Origin of the sequence: Dyadobacter endophyticus (assembly GCF_014641595.1) — a bacterium.
Classification (GTDB): Bacteria; Bacteroidota; Bacteroidia; order Cytophagales; family Spirosomataceae; genus Dyadobacter; species Dyadobacter endophyticus.
In genome coordinates, this window is record NZ_BMIA01000002.1 from 392,232 (window position 1) to 406,097 (window position 13,866).

The 13,866-nt window shown below is 49.3% G+C and carries 17 protein-coding genes; 5 read left to right on the forward strand and 12 right to left on the reverse strand.

Features of this window, described 5'->3' with window-relative positions; translation table 11 throughout:
• Window positions 1–96: 96 nt before the first annotated feature.
• The 3 genes from IEY24_RS13780 to IEY24_RS13790 form a co-directional block, all read right to left on the reverse strand.
• On the reverse strand, window positions 97–837 hold the full coding sequence (locus IEY24_RS13780) for a hypothetical protein (protein WP_229222267.1): 741 nt from the start codon (window positions 835–837) through the stop codon (window positions 97–99).
• A gap of 164 nt (window positions 838–1,001) precedes the next feature.
• The gene (locus tag IEY24_RS13785; RefSeq protein WP_188932966.1) at window positions 1,002–1,751 is read right to left on the reverse strand and encodes a LytR/AlgR family response regulator transcription factor; all 750 of its coding nucleotides are present in this window, start codon (window positions 1,749–1,751) and stop codon (window positions 1,002–1,004) included.
• Entirely contained in the window at window positions 1,748–2,836 is a 1,089-nt protein-coding gene (locus IEY24_RS13790; RefSeq protein WP_188932968.1) for a sensor histidine kinase, read from the reverse strand. Before IEY24_RS13790 ends, IEY24_RS13785 begins: the two co-directional genes overlap by 4 nt.
• Before the next feature lie 103 nt (window positions 2,837–2,939).
• Here IEY24_RS13790 and IEY24_RS13795 point away from each other — a divergent pair, with 103 nt between their 5' ends.
• Together IEY24_RS13795 and IEY24_RS13800 are read left to right on the forward strand one after the other, a co-directional pair.
• Window positions 2,940–3,662, forward strand: coding sequence for a 3-keto-disaccharide hydrolase (locus IEY24_RS13795; RefSeq protein ID WP_188932970.1), 723 nt, complete (start codon window positions 2,940–2,942; stop codon window positions 3,660–3,662).
• A gap of 121 nt (window positions 3,663–3,783) precedes the next feature.
• A complete protein-coding gene (locus tag IEY24_RS13800) occupies window positions 3,784–4,191 on the forward strand; it encodes a VOC family protein (protein ID WP_188932972.1) in 408 nt (135 codons plus the stop codon).
• 45 nt (window positions 4,192–4,236) lie between these two features.
• Here the strand turns inward: IEY24_RS13800 and IEY24_RS13805 are convergent, their stop codons facing one another.
• Both IEY24_RS13805 and IEY24_RS13810 read right to left on the reverse strand, forming a co-directional pair.
• Window positions 4,237–4,650, reverse strand: coding sequence for a hypothetical protein (locus tag IEY24_RS13805; protein ID WP_188932974.1), 414 nt, complete (start codon window positions 4,648–4,650; stop codon window positions 4,237–4,239).
• A gap of 77 nt (window positions 4,651–4,727) precedes the next feature.
• On the reverse strand, window positions 4,728–5,231 hold the full coding sequence (locus tag IEY24_RS13810) for a DinB family protein (RefSeq protein ID WP_188932976.1): 504 nt from the start codon (window positions 5,229–5,231) through the stop codon (window positions 4,728–4,730).
• Window positions 5,232–5,448: 217 nt separating this feature from the next.
• On the opposite strand from IEY24_RS13810, the gene IEY24_RS13815 reads away from it, so the two are divergent.
• The gene (locus tag IEY24_RS13815) at window positions 5,449–6,210 is read left to right on the forward strand and encodes an ImuA family protein (protein ID WP_188932978.1); all 762 of its coding nucleotides are present in this window, start codon (window positions 5,449–5,451) and stop codon (window positions 6,208–6,210) included.
• Between the two features lie 121 nt (window positions 6,211–6,331).
• Entirely contained in the window at window positions 6,332–8,056 is a 1,725-nt protein-coding gene (locus IEY24_RS13820; RefSeq protein ID WP_188932980.1) for a serine hydrolase domain-containing protein, read from the forward strand.
• A gap of 14 nt (window positions 8,057–8,070) precedes the next feature.
• On the opposite strand, the gene IEY24_RS13825 is transcribed toward IEY24_RS13820, so the two are convergent.
• The 7 genes from IEY24_RS13825 to dinD all read right to left on the reverse strand — a co-directional run bounded on the left by IEY24_RS13825 (window position 8,071) and on the right by dinD (window position 12,184).
• Window positions 8,071–8,943 (reverse strand): CE1 family esterase, encoded by an 873-nt coding sequence (locus IEY24_RS13825; RefSeq protein WP_188932982.1) that lies wholly within the window; start codon window positions 8,941–8,943, stop codon window positions 8,071–8,073.
• Between the two features lie 97 nt (window positions 8,944–9,040).
• Window positions 9,041–9,433, reverse strand: coding sequence for a VOC family protein (locus tag IEY24_RS13830; RefSeq protein WP_188932984.1), 393 nt, complete (start codon window positions 9,431–9,433; stop codon window positions 9,041–9,043).
• 39 nt (window positions 9,434–9,472) lie between these two features.
• Window positions 9,473–9,628, reverse strand: a complete 156-nt coding sequence (locus IEY24_RS13835; RefSeq protein WP_188932986.1) for a hypothetical protein — start codon at window positions 9,626–9,628, stop codon at window positions 9,473–9,475.
• Window positions 9,625–10,233 (reverse strand): HI_0983 family protein, encoded by a 609-nt coding sequence (locus IEY24_RS13840; protein WP_188932988.1) that lies wholly within the window; start codon window positions 10,231–10,233, stop codon window positions 9,625–9,627. Before IEY24_RS13840 ends, IEY24_RS13835 begins: the two co-directional genes overlap by 4 nt.
• Window positions 10,234–10,403: 170 nt before the next feature.
• Complete coding sequence (locus tag IEY24_RS13845; RefSeq protein WP_188932990.1) at window positions 10,404–10,913, reverse strand: SRPBCC family protein; 510 nt, start codon at window positions 10,911–10,913, stop codon at window positions 10,404–10,406.
• Window positions 10,914–10,915: 2 nt separating this feature from the next.
• The gene (locus tag IEY24_RS13850) at window positions 10,916–11,257 is read right to left on the reverse strand and encodes an ArsR/SmtB family transcription factor (RefSeq protein WP_188932992.1); all 342 of its coding nucleotides are present in this window, start codon (window positions 11,255–11,257) and stop codon (window positions 10,916–10,918) included.
• Between the two features lie 102 nt (window positions 11,258–11,359).
• Complete coding sequence (gene dinD, locus IEY24_RS13855; RefSeq protein WP_188932994.1) at window positions 11,360–12,184, reverse strand: DNA damage-inducible protein D; 825 nt, start codon at window positions 12,182–12,184, stop codon at window positions 11,360–11,362.
• Window positions 12,185–12,331: 147 nt separating this feature from the next.
• Here dinD and IEY24_RS13860 point away from each other — a divergent pair, with 147 nt between their 5' ends.
• Window positions 12,332–13,843, forward strand: coding sequence for a Y-family DNA polymerase (locus tag IEY24_RS13860; protein ID WP_188932996.1), 1,512 nt, complete (start codon window positions 12,332–12,334; stop codon window positions 13,841–13,843).
• Window positions 13,844–13,866 lie beyond the last annotated feature (23 nt).

A 13,866-nucleotide genomic window follows, 5' to 3' on the forward strand; every position in this document is an offset into this window, starting at 1 on the left:
AAGTATGTGTATTACCAGCTGCGAAGGTCGGGATTTTACCCGAAAATTGACAGCACACATACTTCCGTAAAATAAGTCATGGCGTGGAGCGACGTTTTAAATAGACAAGTAGCTGGTAATTTCCGAAATATCGACTTTCAGCATCCGGCTTTTGAAAAGATCGGCCTTGTATTTAAAAATGAAGTTCCGAAGTGACATGCCGGTGATATTGAGCACGCAAAGGTTGGCGACATCTTCCGAAATATTGAAACGCATCAGCAGCTCCGGCACGCGGATGCTTTTGTTCTGATGCAGCTCGTCCCGTAAATAACCGATAATCGCCTCGGCCAGGTTCTGGCGACTGGCCTTTTCGTCCACCTTCTTGCATTCAAAATTGTTCCTTGCCAGGATCGTGACGATCAGATCGATACTGCCGCGAATGAGCTTGTTATGCGACGTCGGCTGCTGGGTTACTTCAAAGAGTATCTGATTAATTAAATAGCTAATGGTCTGCGCGTCGCGCTCATTTTGCACGGGTTTACCCTGGGTAAGGCGCACGCTGCTGCAGAGGTGTTCCGCTTGTTTATAAATGTCGGCAAAATCGGGACTGAACTCTTTTTTCTGCAAGAAATCGTCGGAAAGCCAGGTATCGAATGCGAGGACGAAAATTTCGGCGCTGACGTCCTCCTGAAAGATCGGATGATGGCCGGGCCCCAGCAGGATAATGCCTTGCTCGCCATATTCATAGAGTTTCCCATCCAGACTGAAATGCCCCTCCCCGTTGCGGATGAATATAATGCGGTAATGCGGGGTCAGATCATTGTGGGTTTCCCAAACGCGCGTCTTACTTTGAAGCACATGGTACTTTTTGTGGGCATTAAATTGAATTACAGACATAACACAAACCTCCTCCTGTTTGACCCCAATTTGAGCAAGGAGCATTTGGAATGAAAATGCAAATCGCGGAACGCCCGTTTTCGGGGGCTGAAACGGCAATTTTAAATGCAGAAGTAAACCAGGGGTTATTTGCCCAACCAGCTTTTAAACTCCGTCATGCGTTCGGAGCTCACATAAATTTCCTGCGCGGCGGGAGGATTAACATCGATTTTGAGCCTCCCGGCTGAGATCGCATGCATTTCACGAATGGCGTGGACCGATAAAAGCATATTTCGATTAATACGGAAGAAACCGTCGGGATCGAGCATTTGTGAGAGCTTTTCGAGACTGTACTCCACCGCGAAGTGCCGCCCATCGAACAACCGCAGAAAAGTAGCGCGCTCTTCGATGATAAAATAGGCTATTTCAGAGGTTTTAAAAGTAAATATCCGCGACCCGGCAGTTACCAGGAAGCGGTCTTTGTATTTCTCCACCGCCGAATGGGCGGTTGCCTCCGCCTGCTGCTCGCCATAAACCCTGAGCTTCCTGAATTTATTCAAAGAAGCCTGCAATTCGAGCGGATTAATGGGTTTAAGAAGATAGTCGATGGAGTGCACTTTGAATGCGCGGAGCAGGTAATCGTCGTATGCAGTCGTAAAGATGACCGGGATCAACAACTCCTGGCTTTCGATGATTTTGAAACCGTTGTCGTCTTCGAGATGAATGTCGAGAAAGATAAGGTCGGGTTGTGTATTGGCCTTATTTTGCAACCAGGCAATGGTTTCAAAAACGGACGGGATAATGCCGAGTACATGAATGGAAGGGTCGATATTACGGATCAGGTTTTGTAATCGCTCTGCACTCAGCTCCTCGTCCTCGACAATCAGTACATTCATGATAGCAATGGTATTTTCACTGTAAAATGGGTAGCCGTCTTCTCGATCACCACATCCTTATCCTGCAACAGTTTATAACGGCTGATAATGTTTTTTAACCCGAGACGCGTAGTAGGCTGGTCTTGTTGCCTCAGTTGCAAAGGATTGTTCACAACAAGCATCTGATCGATAATTTCAATGCTGATGATCAATGGGTTTGCCAAAGACATCGTATTATGCTTCACCGCATTCTCGACCAATAGTTGCAATGTAAGCGGAATAACGGAATACCGCTCCTCATCCGCCGCGGAAAGCGCCGAATCGAGCACGACCTTTTCTTTGAAACGCGTCCGCAGCAGGTACATATAAGTATCCAGAAACTTCATCTCCTCCTTCAAACTGATCTTGTCCAGCTCCGATTGTTCCAGAATGTAACGGTAAGCCAGCGACAGCTCCTGTATAAACTCTCCTGATTGCTCCGGCCGCGACTCTACCAGCGACGACAGCACGCTGAGGTTATTAAACAAAAAATGCGGGCTGACCTGGTTTTTCAATGCCAGGAAACGTGCGTGTATGTTCTCCTTTTCCAGCCTTTCGGAATTGACAAGCAGTTTTTTCATCTTTTCCTGCACCTGATTGCTCACACAGAGGTAATAGGCGGCAATGAGTGCGAGGATCGTGAGTGCCTGCCCTGCCCGCCACCGCGTATGCATGAGGTCGCGCGTGCGGAAATCGCCGAGCATAGGCCTGGGGAACGGGTTCCACCATTGGCTCATAAGCCCCCAGGTACGCACCAGGATCATATTGAACAAAACAGCTAGCAGAACGGCGGGTATTAATGCAATGAGCTGATCGCGGATGCTGAATGCAGGCGATTTGTCGGCGCCGGTGAGTGCTGCCTGTTTTCTTAAAAACCAATCCATCAGATAGATCCACGCCGTGTAAAAAACGGTGCTGATCACGATTTCCAGCCCAAACAGCGGCAGGTTGCGTGGAATCGTGTACCAATATTGTTGAGGGACGTTTATGTACGTTCGGAGCGGAATGTAAACCAGTGCAAGGGCGAAACCCAGCAGCCATTTTTGCCCGAAAAGATAAGGCCGCATAGTTAAGAGGTCAGTTAGGATACCCAAAAATAAGGTAATTTCATGAAAATTTATCAGTATTTTGCAGGACTTAAACCAAGCGAAAACACTTAAATCTGCCACTATGACCCGTTTTTTCGTTACCGCACTCGCCGCATTGATTTCCCTGAATGCCTACTCGCAGGCACTCAATACCCTCACCGCCGCAGAGAAGAAAGAAGGTTGGAAATTGTTGTTCGACGGTAAAGACCTGAAAGGCTGGCATGCCTACAACGGCAACGCTCCCGGTTCGGCCTGGCTGATCGAGGACGGCGCCATTAAATTAAATGTGCCTGAAAGGGCCGGTAACAAAGCTAAAAACGGCGGCGACATCGTGATCGACGATGTCGTGAATGGCGATTTTGAATTCAAAGCCGAATGGAAAGTGAGCAAATATGCCAACAGCGGCATTTTCTTTTTTGTACAGGAATCTCCGAGCAACAAAAACATGCACGACACCGGGCTGGAATTGCAGGTGATCGACGATAAGATTTATGAGGGCGCCAAAGAAAATACGCACCGCGCGAGCGACTTTTTCGGTGTTGCGAACGCCCGTCTACGCGAAGGCAACCCGCAGGGAGAATGGAACAAGATCCATTTTATTGTCAAAAAAGGCAAACTCACGGTGTATCAGAACGAGTTTATGGTACAGGAGCACGACCTCAACGGTGCCGACTGGAAACAGCGCATCGCCAACAGTGGCTTAAAAGCCGCACCTATCTCCAAAAGCAACTACAACGGACGCATCGGTTTGCAGGATTGGGGCAGCACGGTTTGGTACCGTAATATCAAGTTGAGGAAACTTTAAAAATCGGGCGCTGTCGCGTTGTCCCCCTTTGGTTGTCCCGTTAGCACCCGCGGCGATACTTTGCGCACGGTTACCTTTGTGTTGTTACACTATTCAACCACCATATTATATCGAAAACACAATGGAAAAAGCCGTATTGCACCCGTATCTGATGTTCGAAGGCAATTGCCGCGAAGCGATGGAATTTTACAAAGGCATTTTTGGCGGCGAGCTGAACATGATGACCTTCGGGCAAGTGGATAACAGCTGCCCGGCCGCCATACGCGACCATATCATGCACGCGTCGCTGATGGGTGGAGAAATCGATTTCATGGGCTGCGACACCCCAAAACCGGGCCCGTTGGCTGGCGACAAGATCCAGCTTTCGCTCAGCGGTTTCGACGAGGCCGGTCTCCGCAAAAAATTCACGCAGCTCAGCGAAGGCGGTACCATTACCGTACCGATGGATAAGCAGGTTTGGGGCGACATTTTCGGCGCATTCAAAGACCAATACGGGATCGACTGGATGATCGACGTACGAGCGCAGTAATCAATGCAATAACATTTCGAAAGCCGGGGCCACGCTCCGGCTTTTTTAGTCGCCTTTCAAAAAGCGCTCCTGCAAATACCAGCGGGCGCACGAATCGCCGCCCATTCTGCGGACGAAGCTGAAATACATATCGGAAGGACATCCATAAGCGCCCACAAACATGACCCCTATTTTCGGGTATTTCCGCACGATGCTATCCGGCACCACTAGTTGGTTTGAAGTCGTGGTCGCGTAGTAGGGCACGTATGTCTGCGCGCCCGAAGTATCCTTCAACGGGGCAATTACCCAGTCGAGGGCTATGGAAGAAGGCGAATCCGCCGTAAGCAAAAGCCCGCCGGAGCCCTTGTAGCAATCCGTCGAAACCGCCACCTGCTCCACCGGCACGCAATCGTCACGTTTATCGACTTTCTTTTCGGAACAGGCCAATGCAATAGCGGCCAGGGCAAGGAATTTCTTCATGAGGATAGCAGTTTAAACGCATGACACTGTTTCCCATGCGATGGTTGCTATCCCTAAAAGCCACTACCCCATCACCCTTACCTATTCAGGATCGCCCGGATCTGTTGCAGATGATTAATGTCATGCCCTGCATAGTACAATGCAATATCACGGATGCTTTCCTTGCCCCGCTCAGCATGGATACCAAAATAATCCCATTGCTCGGGTTCCAGCAGATGAAATAATTGCAGATTTGTGTGGCGCAGCCTCGTGAACAACGCCAGCGAATCTTCAATCGGAATTTGTTCATATTTTCCCCGCACTGCCCATTCGGCCTGATCGAATGCCTGAATATCTGTTCCTGGCACACTTAAAATCATACGGATACGATAAGCACCAACCAGCTCATCATCAGCCATGTGTGCTACTATTTCATTAATTGACCACTTGCCTGATGCAGTCCGAAACTGCAATTGGCTCGGCGAAGCTTCTCTCACCAACGCCTCCAGAATGCCAGGCATTTTTCCCAGCAGCGTCATTGGCTCCTGCGATTCCACATAGCCGACTATCCGTTTTTTGTATGCTTCAAAAGATTCAGTCATGGTATTCAAGCTTGATCATCGCTTCAAGTTCGTGCTTTCGGTCGACAAAAAGTGGTTGGGTCGACATAATGCAGTGTACAGGAGACAAACAAACAGCCGGCTGCATAGCGCTGCATTTAAACCTGGCCATTTTATTGCACGAAATACAATAAAATGCTATTTTTGAAACCCAAATATTGATATTTAAAATATCAATAACTACTCAAAAACGTTCCTTATGGCTCTCCCGCTCCTGAAAAACGGCATGTTCGACAGGCTGCAAGAAGATATTCTTGCATTGCAGGGGTTTCGAACGCCCGTGGGGGCCCGAAAGATCGATTTCGGCTTGGGAGAGATGAATGCCTCTTTTCCGAACCGCACCTTTCCGACCGGTGCTGTGCATGAATTTATTAGTAACGACCCCGAAAGCGCTGCTGCTACGACGGGATTTATGGCGGGGTTATTAGGGAAATTAATGGGGGAACATGGCATATGCCTATGGATTGGCATTCGGCCCATTGTGTTCGCTACGGCGCTTAAAGCATTCGGCGTTGAGCCGCACCGGGTAATTTTCATTGATCTGGTCAAAGAAAAAGACGTGATCTGGGCTGTGGAAGAGGCTCTGAAGTGCGAATCACTGGCAGCAGTGGTCGGAGAACTTCGTGAAATTACTTTTACGGAATCGCGGCGGCTGCAACTGGCGGTGGAGCAGAGCCGCGTTACCGGTTTTCTGCACCGTACCAATCCACGTGCAGTGAATACCCTTGCCTGTGTGTCGCGCTGGCAGGTAACCCCTATGGCCAGCCAATTGGAAGAAGGCATGCCGGGCGTCGGTCATCCGTGCTGGCGGGTGCAGCTGCAAAAAATAAGGAATGGCGAGCCGGGGGAATGGGAAATGCAATGGGCGGCCGGGCGGTTTGCATATCTGCAAAAAGAAATTGCCGATCAGACCACAGATATTTTAAAGGGCTCTTCGGTGTATATCGCACAAAGAGCTTAAACATTACATGAGCATTACCACTTATCATTTTATCACAGCCTTCATCCAGAACGATTCGCATTCCTTTGTCCACAGTCTTATATTAGGACACATTCGATCGCTAATCATTAATAATCACCGTATGAAAGCATCATTACGCCTCCTGATCCCCGCTTTGCTATTTGCTGTGAGCGTTCAATCCGCGAAATGCCAGACTCCCCGCATAGCAGCCAAAGTGGATTCACTATTTGCTGAATGGAACAAACCCGGAATGCCCGGCGCGGCCGTAGGTGTTGTGCATGGTGGCAAGCTTGTGTATGCCAAGGGATTCGGCGAGGCAGATGTGGAAACGGGTGCTAAAATAGGCTTCGGAACGATTTTTCATGTGGCCTCGGTGTCCAAACAGTTCACGGCGTACGCCATCGTACTCCTCGCTGAGCAAGGCAAGCTCTCACTCGACGACGATATCCGCAAACACATTCCGGAAGTTCCCGATTTTGGCAAAACCATTACCATCCGGCACCTCCTCAACCACACCAGCGGCCTACGCGACCAGTGGAATTTGCTGGCAATGGCAGGTTGGCAACTCGACGACGTGATCACCAAACAGCACGTGATGAACCTCGTCACCCGCCAAAAAGAGCTGAATTTCGAACCCGGAAGTGCCTTTGCCTATTGCAATACGGGCTACACTTTACTGGCCGAAGCCGCCAGCCGGGTGACGAAGCAACCTTTTGCCTATTGGATGGAGCGTAATGTATTCAAGCCGTTGGGCATGAAAAACACACAGTTTTTTGATAATCAGGAAGGTGTAGTAAAGGGTCGCGCCTACTCGTTTCACCGTACACCCGGTGCAATCGGGTCTACCATGTTCAGCAAGAGCATATTGAGCTATGGCAACGTCGGCGCTACGAGCCTTTTTACAACCGTCGACGACCTGGCGCTCTGGATCAACAATTTCCGCAACCCGCAAGTAGGCAGCCCTGCGATCATGAAGCAAATGCTGGAACGCGGCCGGCTCACCAAAGGCGACACGCTTCCCTATGCATCGGGGCTCATTCACGGAAAATACAAGAGCCTCGCCTATTACGGCCACGACGGTGCCGACGCAGGTTTCCGCTCGTCGCTGTTATATTTTCCGAAGGAAGATTACGGCTTCATCGTACTGAGCAATCAGGCCGAATTCAACCCACCTAAAAAGAACCTCGAGATGGCTGATTTGTATTTATCCTCTTTTATAAAAGAAGATAAACCTGCCTCTGAAACTCCAAAACCGGCCACATCCGGCAACTACGCATTCGACTCGACCCTCTTCCGCGCCTATGCCGGCTCCTACTCATTGGATGAGGCACCGGGCTTTGTATTAAAATTCTGGCGCGATGGTGCCAACTATTATACCCAGGCCTCGGGACAGCCATCGGCAGCGATATTCCCGTCGTCAGACTCGACCTTTTTCCTCAAAGTCGTGGAGGCGTCTGTTGTGTTTCACAAGGCCAAAGATGGCAAGGTTAGCCGCATTACTTTAAAACAAAACGGAGACCACCCAGGTACGAGGGTCGATACCCAGGATTCTGCGGTAATTGATCCTGCCCAACTCGCTGGCCAATATTACAGCCCCGAACTTGAAACCATCTACACCATTTCCAAAAAGGGTGATGCGTTGAAGCTCATCCATGTACACCACGGCGAGGTTGATCTGAAAACTGTGGGTAAAGACAAGCTTAATGCACCCTGGTGGTTTGTTCAGAATATCGACGTTGTCCGCAATCCCTCCGGTACCATCACCGGCATCAAAATGTCGAATGGCCGGGTGGTGAACTTATGGTTTAAAAAGCTACCGGACGACTTTGCTGCAAACGGCAGGTAATGTGCAAGGGGTTGCTATTTACCTATTTGTCTTTTAAAGAAGTTCCACGATTCCTCGAACATATCGAAATCAGTCACAAACTCATGCTTGCCATTGACCACTTTTAACAGCGTCACTTCCGGCTTGCCTTTTCTTCGATAGGTATATTTTTCGACCGTGATATTGTTGGAAGTATCGCCATCCGGCATGACAGACATCGCAGGTTCTCCGGCATAGCCATCCAGTTTCGCCCAATACTGGAACGACTGGTCCGTGGACCGTACTGTTCCCAATGTAACGCCAGGCGTTTTCACCTCGCCGCCATTGTAGGGATTGGTCTGATCGGCCGTCCCGTTCGTGATCATGACCGGAATCGGCATATTCATCGGCGAACAATCCATATTATCATCGGTTGGCAGGTTCGCTACCACCGCCGAAACCGCACGGATTTTCCCAGGCATCGTGAGTGCAAGCTTGTACGACATATGCCCACCGCCCGAAAAACCTGTTGCAAAAACCTGTTTCTTATTGATCTTATATTTGGAAACAAAAAGGCTGATCAGCGCTTCAAAAAATGCTTCTTCATTTAGGTTCTGGACATTAGCTACGGCCGTGGAAGCCTTACGGCACTCATTCCAATACCTCTTATATCCGCCGGGGTACACTACTACCACATTATCCGACTCCGAATGCGATTCCAGCTTCGCTCCCCTACGCACCAACCCCAGCGGCTCCCCACCCGAGCCATGCATCACAAACACCAGACTAGCGCCAGGCTTTACTTTAACAGTCGGGTTATAGGCATACACACGGTAATGGCCTTCGATCAACAACGAATCGAGGACGTGTTGCGCATCGGCTGCTAATGCGGAAAGGATAAATAATGCGGAAAGAAACTGCTTGAACATGGATCGTAAAATTGGATTTTGTTCTTGCAAGTTACATTGTGTGCGGGAGATTCAGGATTAAAAATGGTTGTAAAATACTTTCCCGAATGCAAGCCCGTCAAATCCGGCTTTCAAACATCCACACATGCCCGAACGGATCCTCCACATCGCCTTGCCGGTAGCCGTAATCATAGTCCTGGGCCGGTGAAATAACTTTTGCCCCTGCCGCAACAGCGCTTGTCATATACGCATCGACATTCTGGACAAACAACCCGATCGTCACAGTAGAGCCCTGATGGCGCAGCGGGCTGAATGACGTTCGGCTACGCGTCTCTTCGTGCAAATGGAAAATAGCGCCGTTGATGGAAAGCTCCGAAACGTGGATCGTTCCATCATCATTGCTATAACGACGAAGTTCCACGGCGCCAAGCCCGTTGATATAAAAATCGACATCCCTAATGCCATTGGGAATATAAAGTTGTGGTGCAAAAGTTGGAGTAGCTGTTTCCATAGCCTGAATTTTACTTATACAATATGCCGTATTTTCCCTTCATGCCTTATTATTCGGGATACTCACCTCAATCGGCGCGCTGCTTTTGCGCATTTCGGACACCCCATCCAAAACTCCTTCGCATACGCGCAGCGCGTTGTCGGTGGGTTTCGTAACGATCCGGTTCGCTTTCCATGTCGCTCGTTCAGGTTTCACTTTTTAATGGTAATCTCAGGTATCGCTGCCTTTGCCACATCCGCGACAAGCGTCTTGCGTTCTGCTTTCAGCCGTGCCAAAAATGGCTGTATATCTTTGCCATATGCACGGTTACTGAGTGCATAAAGCACGACTCCCTTTTGCCCCGACTTGGCTGTAACTGCCTTAAAACGATACAAATCGTGCTCATAAATACTTTTTGCATCATCGGCAGCTGTCTGCCCGAGCAGGCAATCGATGATCTTTTCGCCGGTGGCGGCGTTGGCTATCACTTCATAGTTGACGTCCAGCGTCTTTTTCAACTGTTCCAATTCACGAAGCTTAGTCCGAACGGCGTCATCAACGCTTGCCGCCGCGATCACAAAATCGATGGTAATCATTGATTTGTAATTGGGAAAACCATCGCCGGCCACCAGGTATTCCTGTTTATAAAGCGAAGCATCGGGATGAGAGGCCCAGATTAGCTGGTAACTTTTCTTTTGGAACGCGATAGGTCCCGGAATGCCCAGATAATTGACCACCGGCTTATTATTTTGCCCAAAACCCTGAACAGAAGCCAGCAGAGACGCTACTACCAGCGGAATCAATCGAATCATTGTTTTCATGCGTGTATGGATGGATGTACCAATGAAGAATGTGAAGTCGGCCCGTCCGGCGCGAACCGTCTCGCAAACTTATCATGTCCTTTGCCCAAACACAAAGCCCGAAAGTCTACAATGGCCTGCTAACCTCCCTGAACCACAATATTTTGAGTTAACGGCACATTCAAAGTACACTACCCCTGAACCTTGGCCAGGAAAGTATCCAGCTGTCTCCATGTACCTTCATAGCCCTGGTTCATGCTTGCATTAAGTTCTGCAAAGGTTTTCTCCTGTTCGGTCGTTGCATTTACCGGCTCGGCATACAGCGTCAAAGTGGTAATGCCATCAGCTTCGCTCAAAGTGATGTGGTTATACACTTCCAGGGGAAAATCGAACGGGAATGGCGACGAAGTGATATTACCCTCGGGATCCGTAAAAGAGCTCAGAAATTCAATAGAATCCGGTTGTTGGATTTTCTGGTAACGGAAAAGCGCCCACATAAGCATACCGCCACTGTCGAGCTTGTAGTGGGTTCTTCCGCCTTCACGGAAATCAAAACTTAGAAGCGTGAGCGCCGACCCTGCCGGCCCCCACCACTCCGCAAACGCCTCCTCGGAAGCGTAGGCATCGAATACAAGTGATTTCGGCGCTTTAAACTGGCGCACGATTTTAAGTTCTGCTTTTTTTGATACCTGGTTTTCCATTTTTACTGATCGGATTGATTGTTGTTTTGAATTCGGTTCAGATAATGATCAAGCGAGTCGAACTGCGTATTCCAGAACTGCCGGTACTGATCGACCCAGTTAGAAACCTCTTTTAAGGTATCCAGCTTGGCCTCACAATACCGCTCCCGCCCTTCCTGCCGTACCAGTACTATCCCGCACTCCATTAAAATTTTAATGTGCTGGGAAACAGCCGGCCTGCTAATCGAAAAGTTTTCTGCGATGGCATTCAGGTTCATGGATTGATAGGCGATCAAATTGATAATCTGCCGGCGGGTAGGATCTGCAATCGCCTGAAAAACATCTCTTCTTGCTTCAACGGACATATATGTAAGTATTTGCTTACGCAATATTATATGTAAGCAAATACTTACGCAAATTTTTGAAGCGGAATTTTTCCAAAACTTTTACAATCAATAGAAACCGGGCTATTTGAGCCGTTTTTTGCCTCTGTCCAGCTTCTTGATATTCTCTACAATCGGAAGGTGCTCGGGCATTGTACCGCCAAGCTCTTGAATAGTCTGCCGTACCTTGGCACCAACCTCGAAATGTGTTTGATTCGCTTTGTCTCTGCCGACGATATTTTCACGCCTCAACTTATCGTCAGTCTGCGTGGCGCGAAAAACATTGGCAGCCAATTCGGAACTACCCATGTGATCAGGCAGGTTCTGGCTCTTTTTCAAGCCCTTCTTCTCCCGAATCGATTTCGCATCGAGCCCTCCATACAAGCCCATGTAGCCATGGTTCTGGAATATCGCATAGTCGATCGGTTCAATAACGCCGGCCGTTTTAGCAGCTTCTGCCAGAAGGAGATTATTCCTGGTTAGCTCACCTCGAAGAAAAATGCGCTTTTCGTACTCGGTATTCAACTGATTGTACTCCTCCATTTGCCTGATTTCCTGCAAACGGGTTTGTACTGCGAAATACGTTTGCCCCAATGCAACCACTTCTTTCGCCGGATCTGCATTCTGGACGATGAGGTAACAGGCATAACGGGATAGTTTCGCACTTTCCAGTTCGCGGTTTGCTCCTGAACCAATGACAACCATTTCGTGCAAATGCACGAAATGGTTGTCGACTAGTTGACCACTTTGTTGACAGGCCTCTTTCGCCTTCTTAATAACTGGTTTAAAATTCCGGTACTCCGTGTATTCCAGCACTTTTGCCAAATCTCTGGCACTCCAGAACTCGTTACCGTTGTCGTCTGATTTTCTGATTTGCTCGAAGAGCGAGGGACCTTGTTGTGAAGTCATAACATTCAATTTTTAAGTGTGTAAAATGATTTCAACAAAGCAAAAAAATTGCTGGCACTTTTCAAATAATTTTGATATTATTGTTACCTATTTTAAGATATTAATAATATCAATAATTCACAACAACTTCATCCACAATACGTATAAATGCTTGCGCGATTCATTTCCATATGGTTCCCAAACCTTGCTACGGATCACCAGATCCGCGTCAGGCCGGAGCTGTACGGTCTCGAATTTGCCCTTTCGGTGCCCGAACGTGGCCGCATGCTGGTAAGGGCGGTGAGTGCCGAGGCCGGGGCATTGGGTATCGAAACGGGTATGGTTGTAGCGGATGCCCGGGCTATTTTACCTTCTCTTATTGTGCTGGACCATGAAGCGGAAGTTACCCGGCTAGCATTGCAGGCGCTGGCCGAATGGTGCCTGCGCTACACGCCGACCGTCGCATTGCATGCGCCCGATGGGCTGGTCCTGGATGTGACAGGTTGCGCATATCTTTGGGGTGGCGAGCACGCATATATGCATGACCTCACCGCCAGGCTTACCCAAGCCGGATACACAGTACGTGCCGCAATGGCGGATACGGTCGGGCTGGCGTGGGCTCATGCACATTTCGGGCGTCCCGGGGCCATTGTGCCAAGTGGTGAGCAGCATAATGCACTGCTAAAACTTCCTCCCGCAGCTCTGCGCCTTGCACCCGAAACGCTGGAAAAAATGCAAAAGCTGGGTTTTTATCATATCAACAATTTCATCGGAATACCCCCCAGAATGCTTCGCCGGCGTTTTGGGGATGACATGCTGGATAAGCTGAACAAGGCGCTGGGATACTCCCAGGAATTTATCGAACCGATCCGTCAGGCTGTCCCTTACCAGGAACGGCTTCCCTGCCTGGAACCCATCGTGACGGCCACAGGTATTGAAATAGCACTGCAAAAACTGTTGGAAACGCTTTGTGGCCGCCTCATGAAAGAGGGCAAGGGGCTTCGCAAGAGCATTTTGAGCTGCTTCCGTGTGGATGGGAAAATGCAGCAAATCGACATTGTGACTAACCGGGCCTCGCATCACGTCAAACACCTTTTCAGGCTTTTTGAACTCAAAATCAAGACCATTGCCCCGGGTTTTGGTATCGAGTTGTTCCTGCTCGAAGCACCTGAGGTAGAGGATATGACCGCTACGCAGGAAACGATGTGGGACACCGCCGGCGGTTTTGAAAATGCCGCCATTACCGAATTACTCGATGCCGTAGCCGGGCGTGCGGGCACCGAAACCATTCAGCGGTATTTGCCCGACGAACACCACTGGCCGGAAAGGTCTGTAAAAGTGGTTGCCTCCCTACGTCAGAAGCCGGAAACCAGCTGGCGTACCGACCGGCAAAGGCCCGTTTTTCTGCTTCCCAAACCCGAAATCATAGAAGTGACCGCCCCGGTTCCCGATTACCCTCCAACCGGTTTCCGGTACAAGGGGAAAGTGCATTATATCAAAAAGTCGGAAGGCCCCGAGCGCATCGAGCAGGAATGGTGGCTGCAACGAGGCCTCCATCGCGACTATTATACATTGGAAAATCAGGAAGGGCAACGTTACTGGGTTTTCAGGCTGGGTCCGTATTCGGAAGAAAAGGAAGAAGACCTTCCCAAATGGTTTATACATGGCTTCTTTGCCTGAATACAGTCTGTTAGGCCAGATTA

Excerpts from the sequence above, each read along its gene's own strand:
- IEY24_RS13805 (WP_188932974.1), bottom strand. The coding sequence starts at position 4,650 with ATGAAGAAATTCCTTGCCCTGGCCGCTATTGCATTGGCCTGTTCCGAA.
- IEY24_RS13845 (WP_188932990.1), bottom strand. The coding sequence starts at position 10,913 with ATGGAAAACCAGGTATCAAAAAAAGCAGAACTTAAAATCGTGCGCCAG.
- IEY24_RS13790 (WP_188932968.1), bottom strand. The coding sequence starts at position 2,836 with ATGCGGCCTTATCTTTTCGGGCAAAAATGGCTGCTGGGTTTCGCCCTT.
- IEY24_RS13850 (WP_188932992.1), bottom strand. The coding sequence starts at position 11,257 with ATGTCCGTTGAAGCAAGAAGAGATGTTTTTCAGGCGATTGCAGATCCT.
- IEY24_RS13830 (WP_188932984.1), bottom strand. The coding sequence starts at position 9,433 with ATGGAAACAGCTACTCCAACTTTTGCACCACAACTTTATATTCCCAAT.
- IEY24_RS13800 (WP_188932972.1), top strand. The coding sequence starts at position 3,784 with ATGGAAAAAGCCGTATTGCACCCGTATCTGATGTTCGAAGGCAATTGC.
- IEY24_RS13825 (WP_188932982.1), bottom strand. The coding sequence starts at position 8,943 with ATGTTCAAGCAGTTTCTTTCCGCATTATTTATCCTTTCCGCATTAGCA.
- IEY24_RS13795 (WP_188932970.1), top strand. The coding sequence starts at position 2,940 with ATGACCCGTTTTTTCGTTACCGCACTCGCCGCATTGATTTCCCTGAAT.
- IEY24_RS13860 (WP_188932996.1), top strand. The coding sequence starts at position 12,332 with ATGCTTGCGCGATTCATTTCCATATGGTTCCCAAACCTTGCTACGGAT.
- IEY24_RS13820 (WP_188932980.1), top strand. The coding sequence starts at position 6,332 with ATGAAAGCATCATTACGCCTCCTGATCCCCGCTTTGCTATTTGCTGTG.
- dinD (WP_188932994.1), bottom strand. The coding sequence starts at position 12,184 with ATGACTTCACAACAAGGTCCCTCGCTCTTCGAGCAAATCAGAAAATCA.
- IEY24_RS13815 (WP_188932978.1), top strand. The coding sequence starts at position 5,449 with ATGGCTCTCCCGCTCCTGAAAAACGGCATGTTCGACAGGCTGCAAGAA.
- IEY24_RS13840 (WP_188932988.1), bottom strand. The coding sequence starts at position 10,233 with ATGAAAACAATGATTCGATTGATTCCGCTGGTAGTAGCGTCTCTGCTG.
- IEY24_RS13810 (WP_188932976.1), bottom strand. The coding sequence starts at position 5,231 with ATGACTGAATCTTTTGAAGCATACAAAAAACGGATAGTCGGCTATGTG.
- IEY24_RS13785 (WP_188932966.1), bottom strand. The coding sequence starts at position 1,751 with ATGAATGTACTGATTGTCGAGGACGAGGAGCTGAGTGCAGAGCGATTA.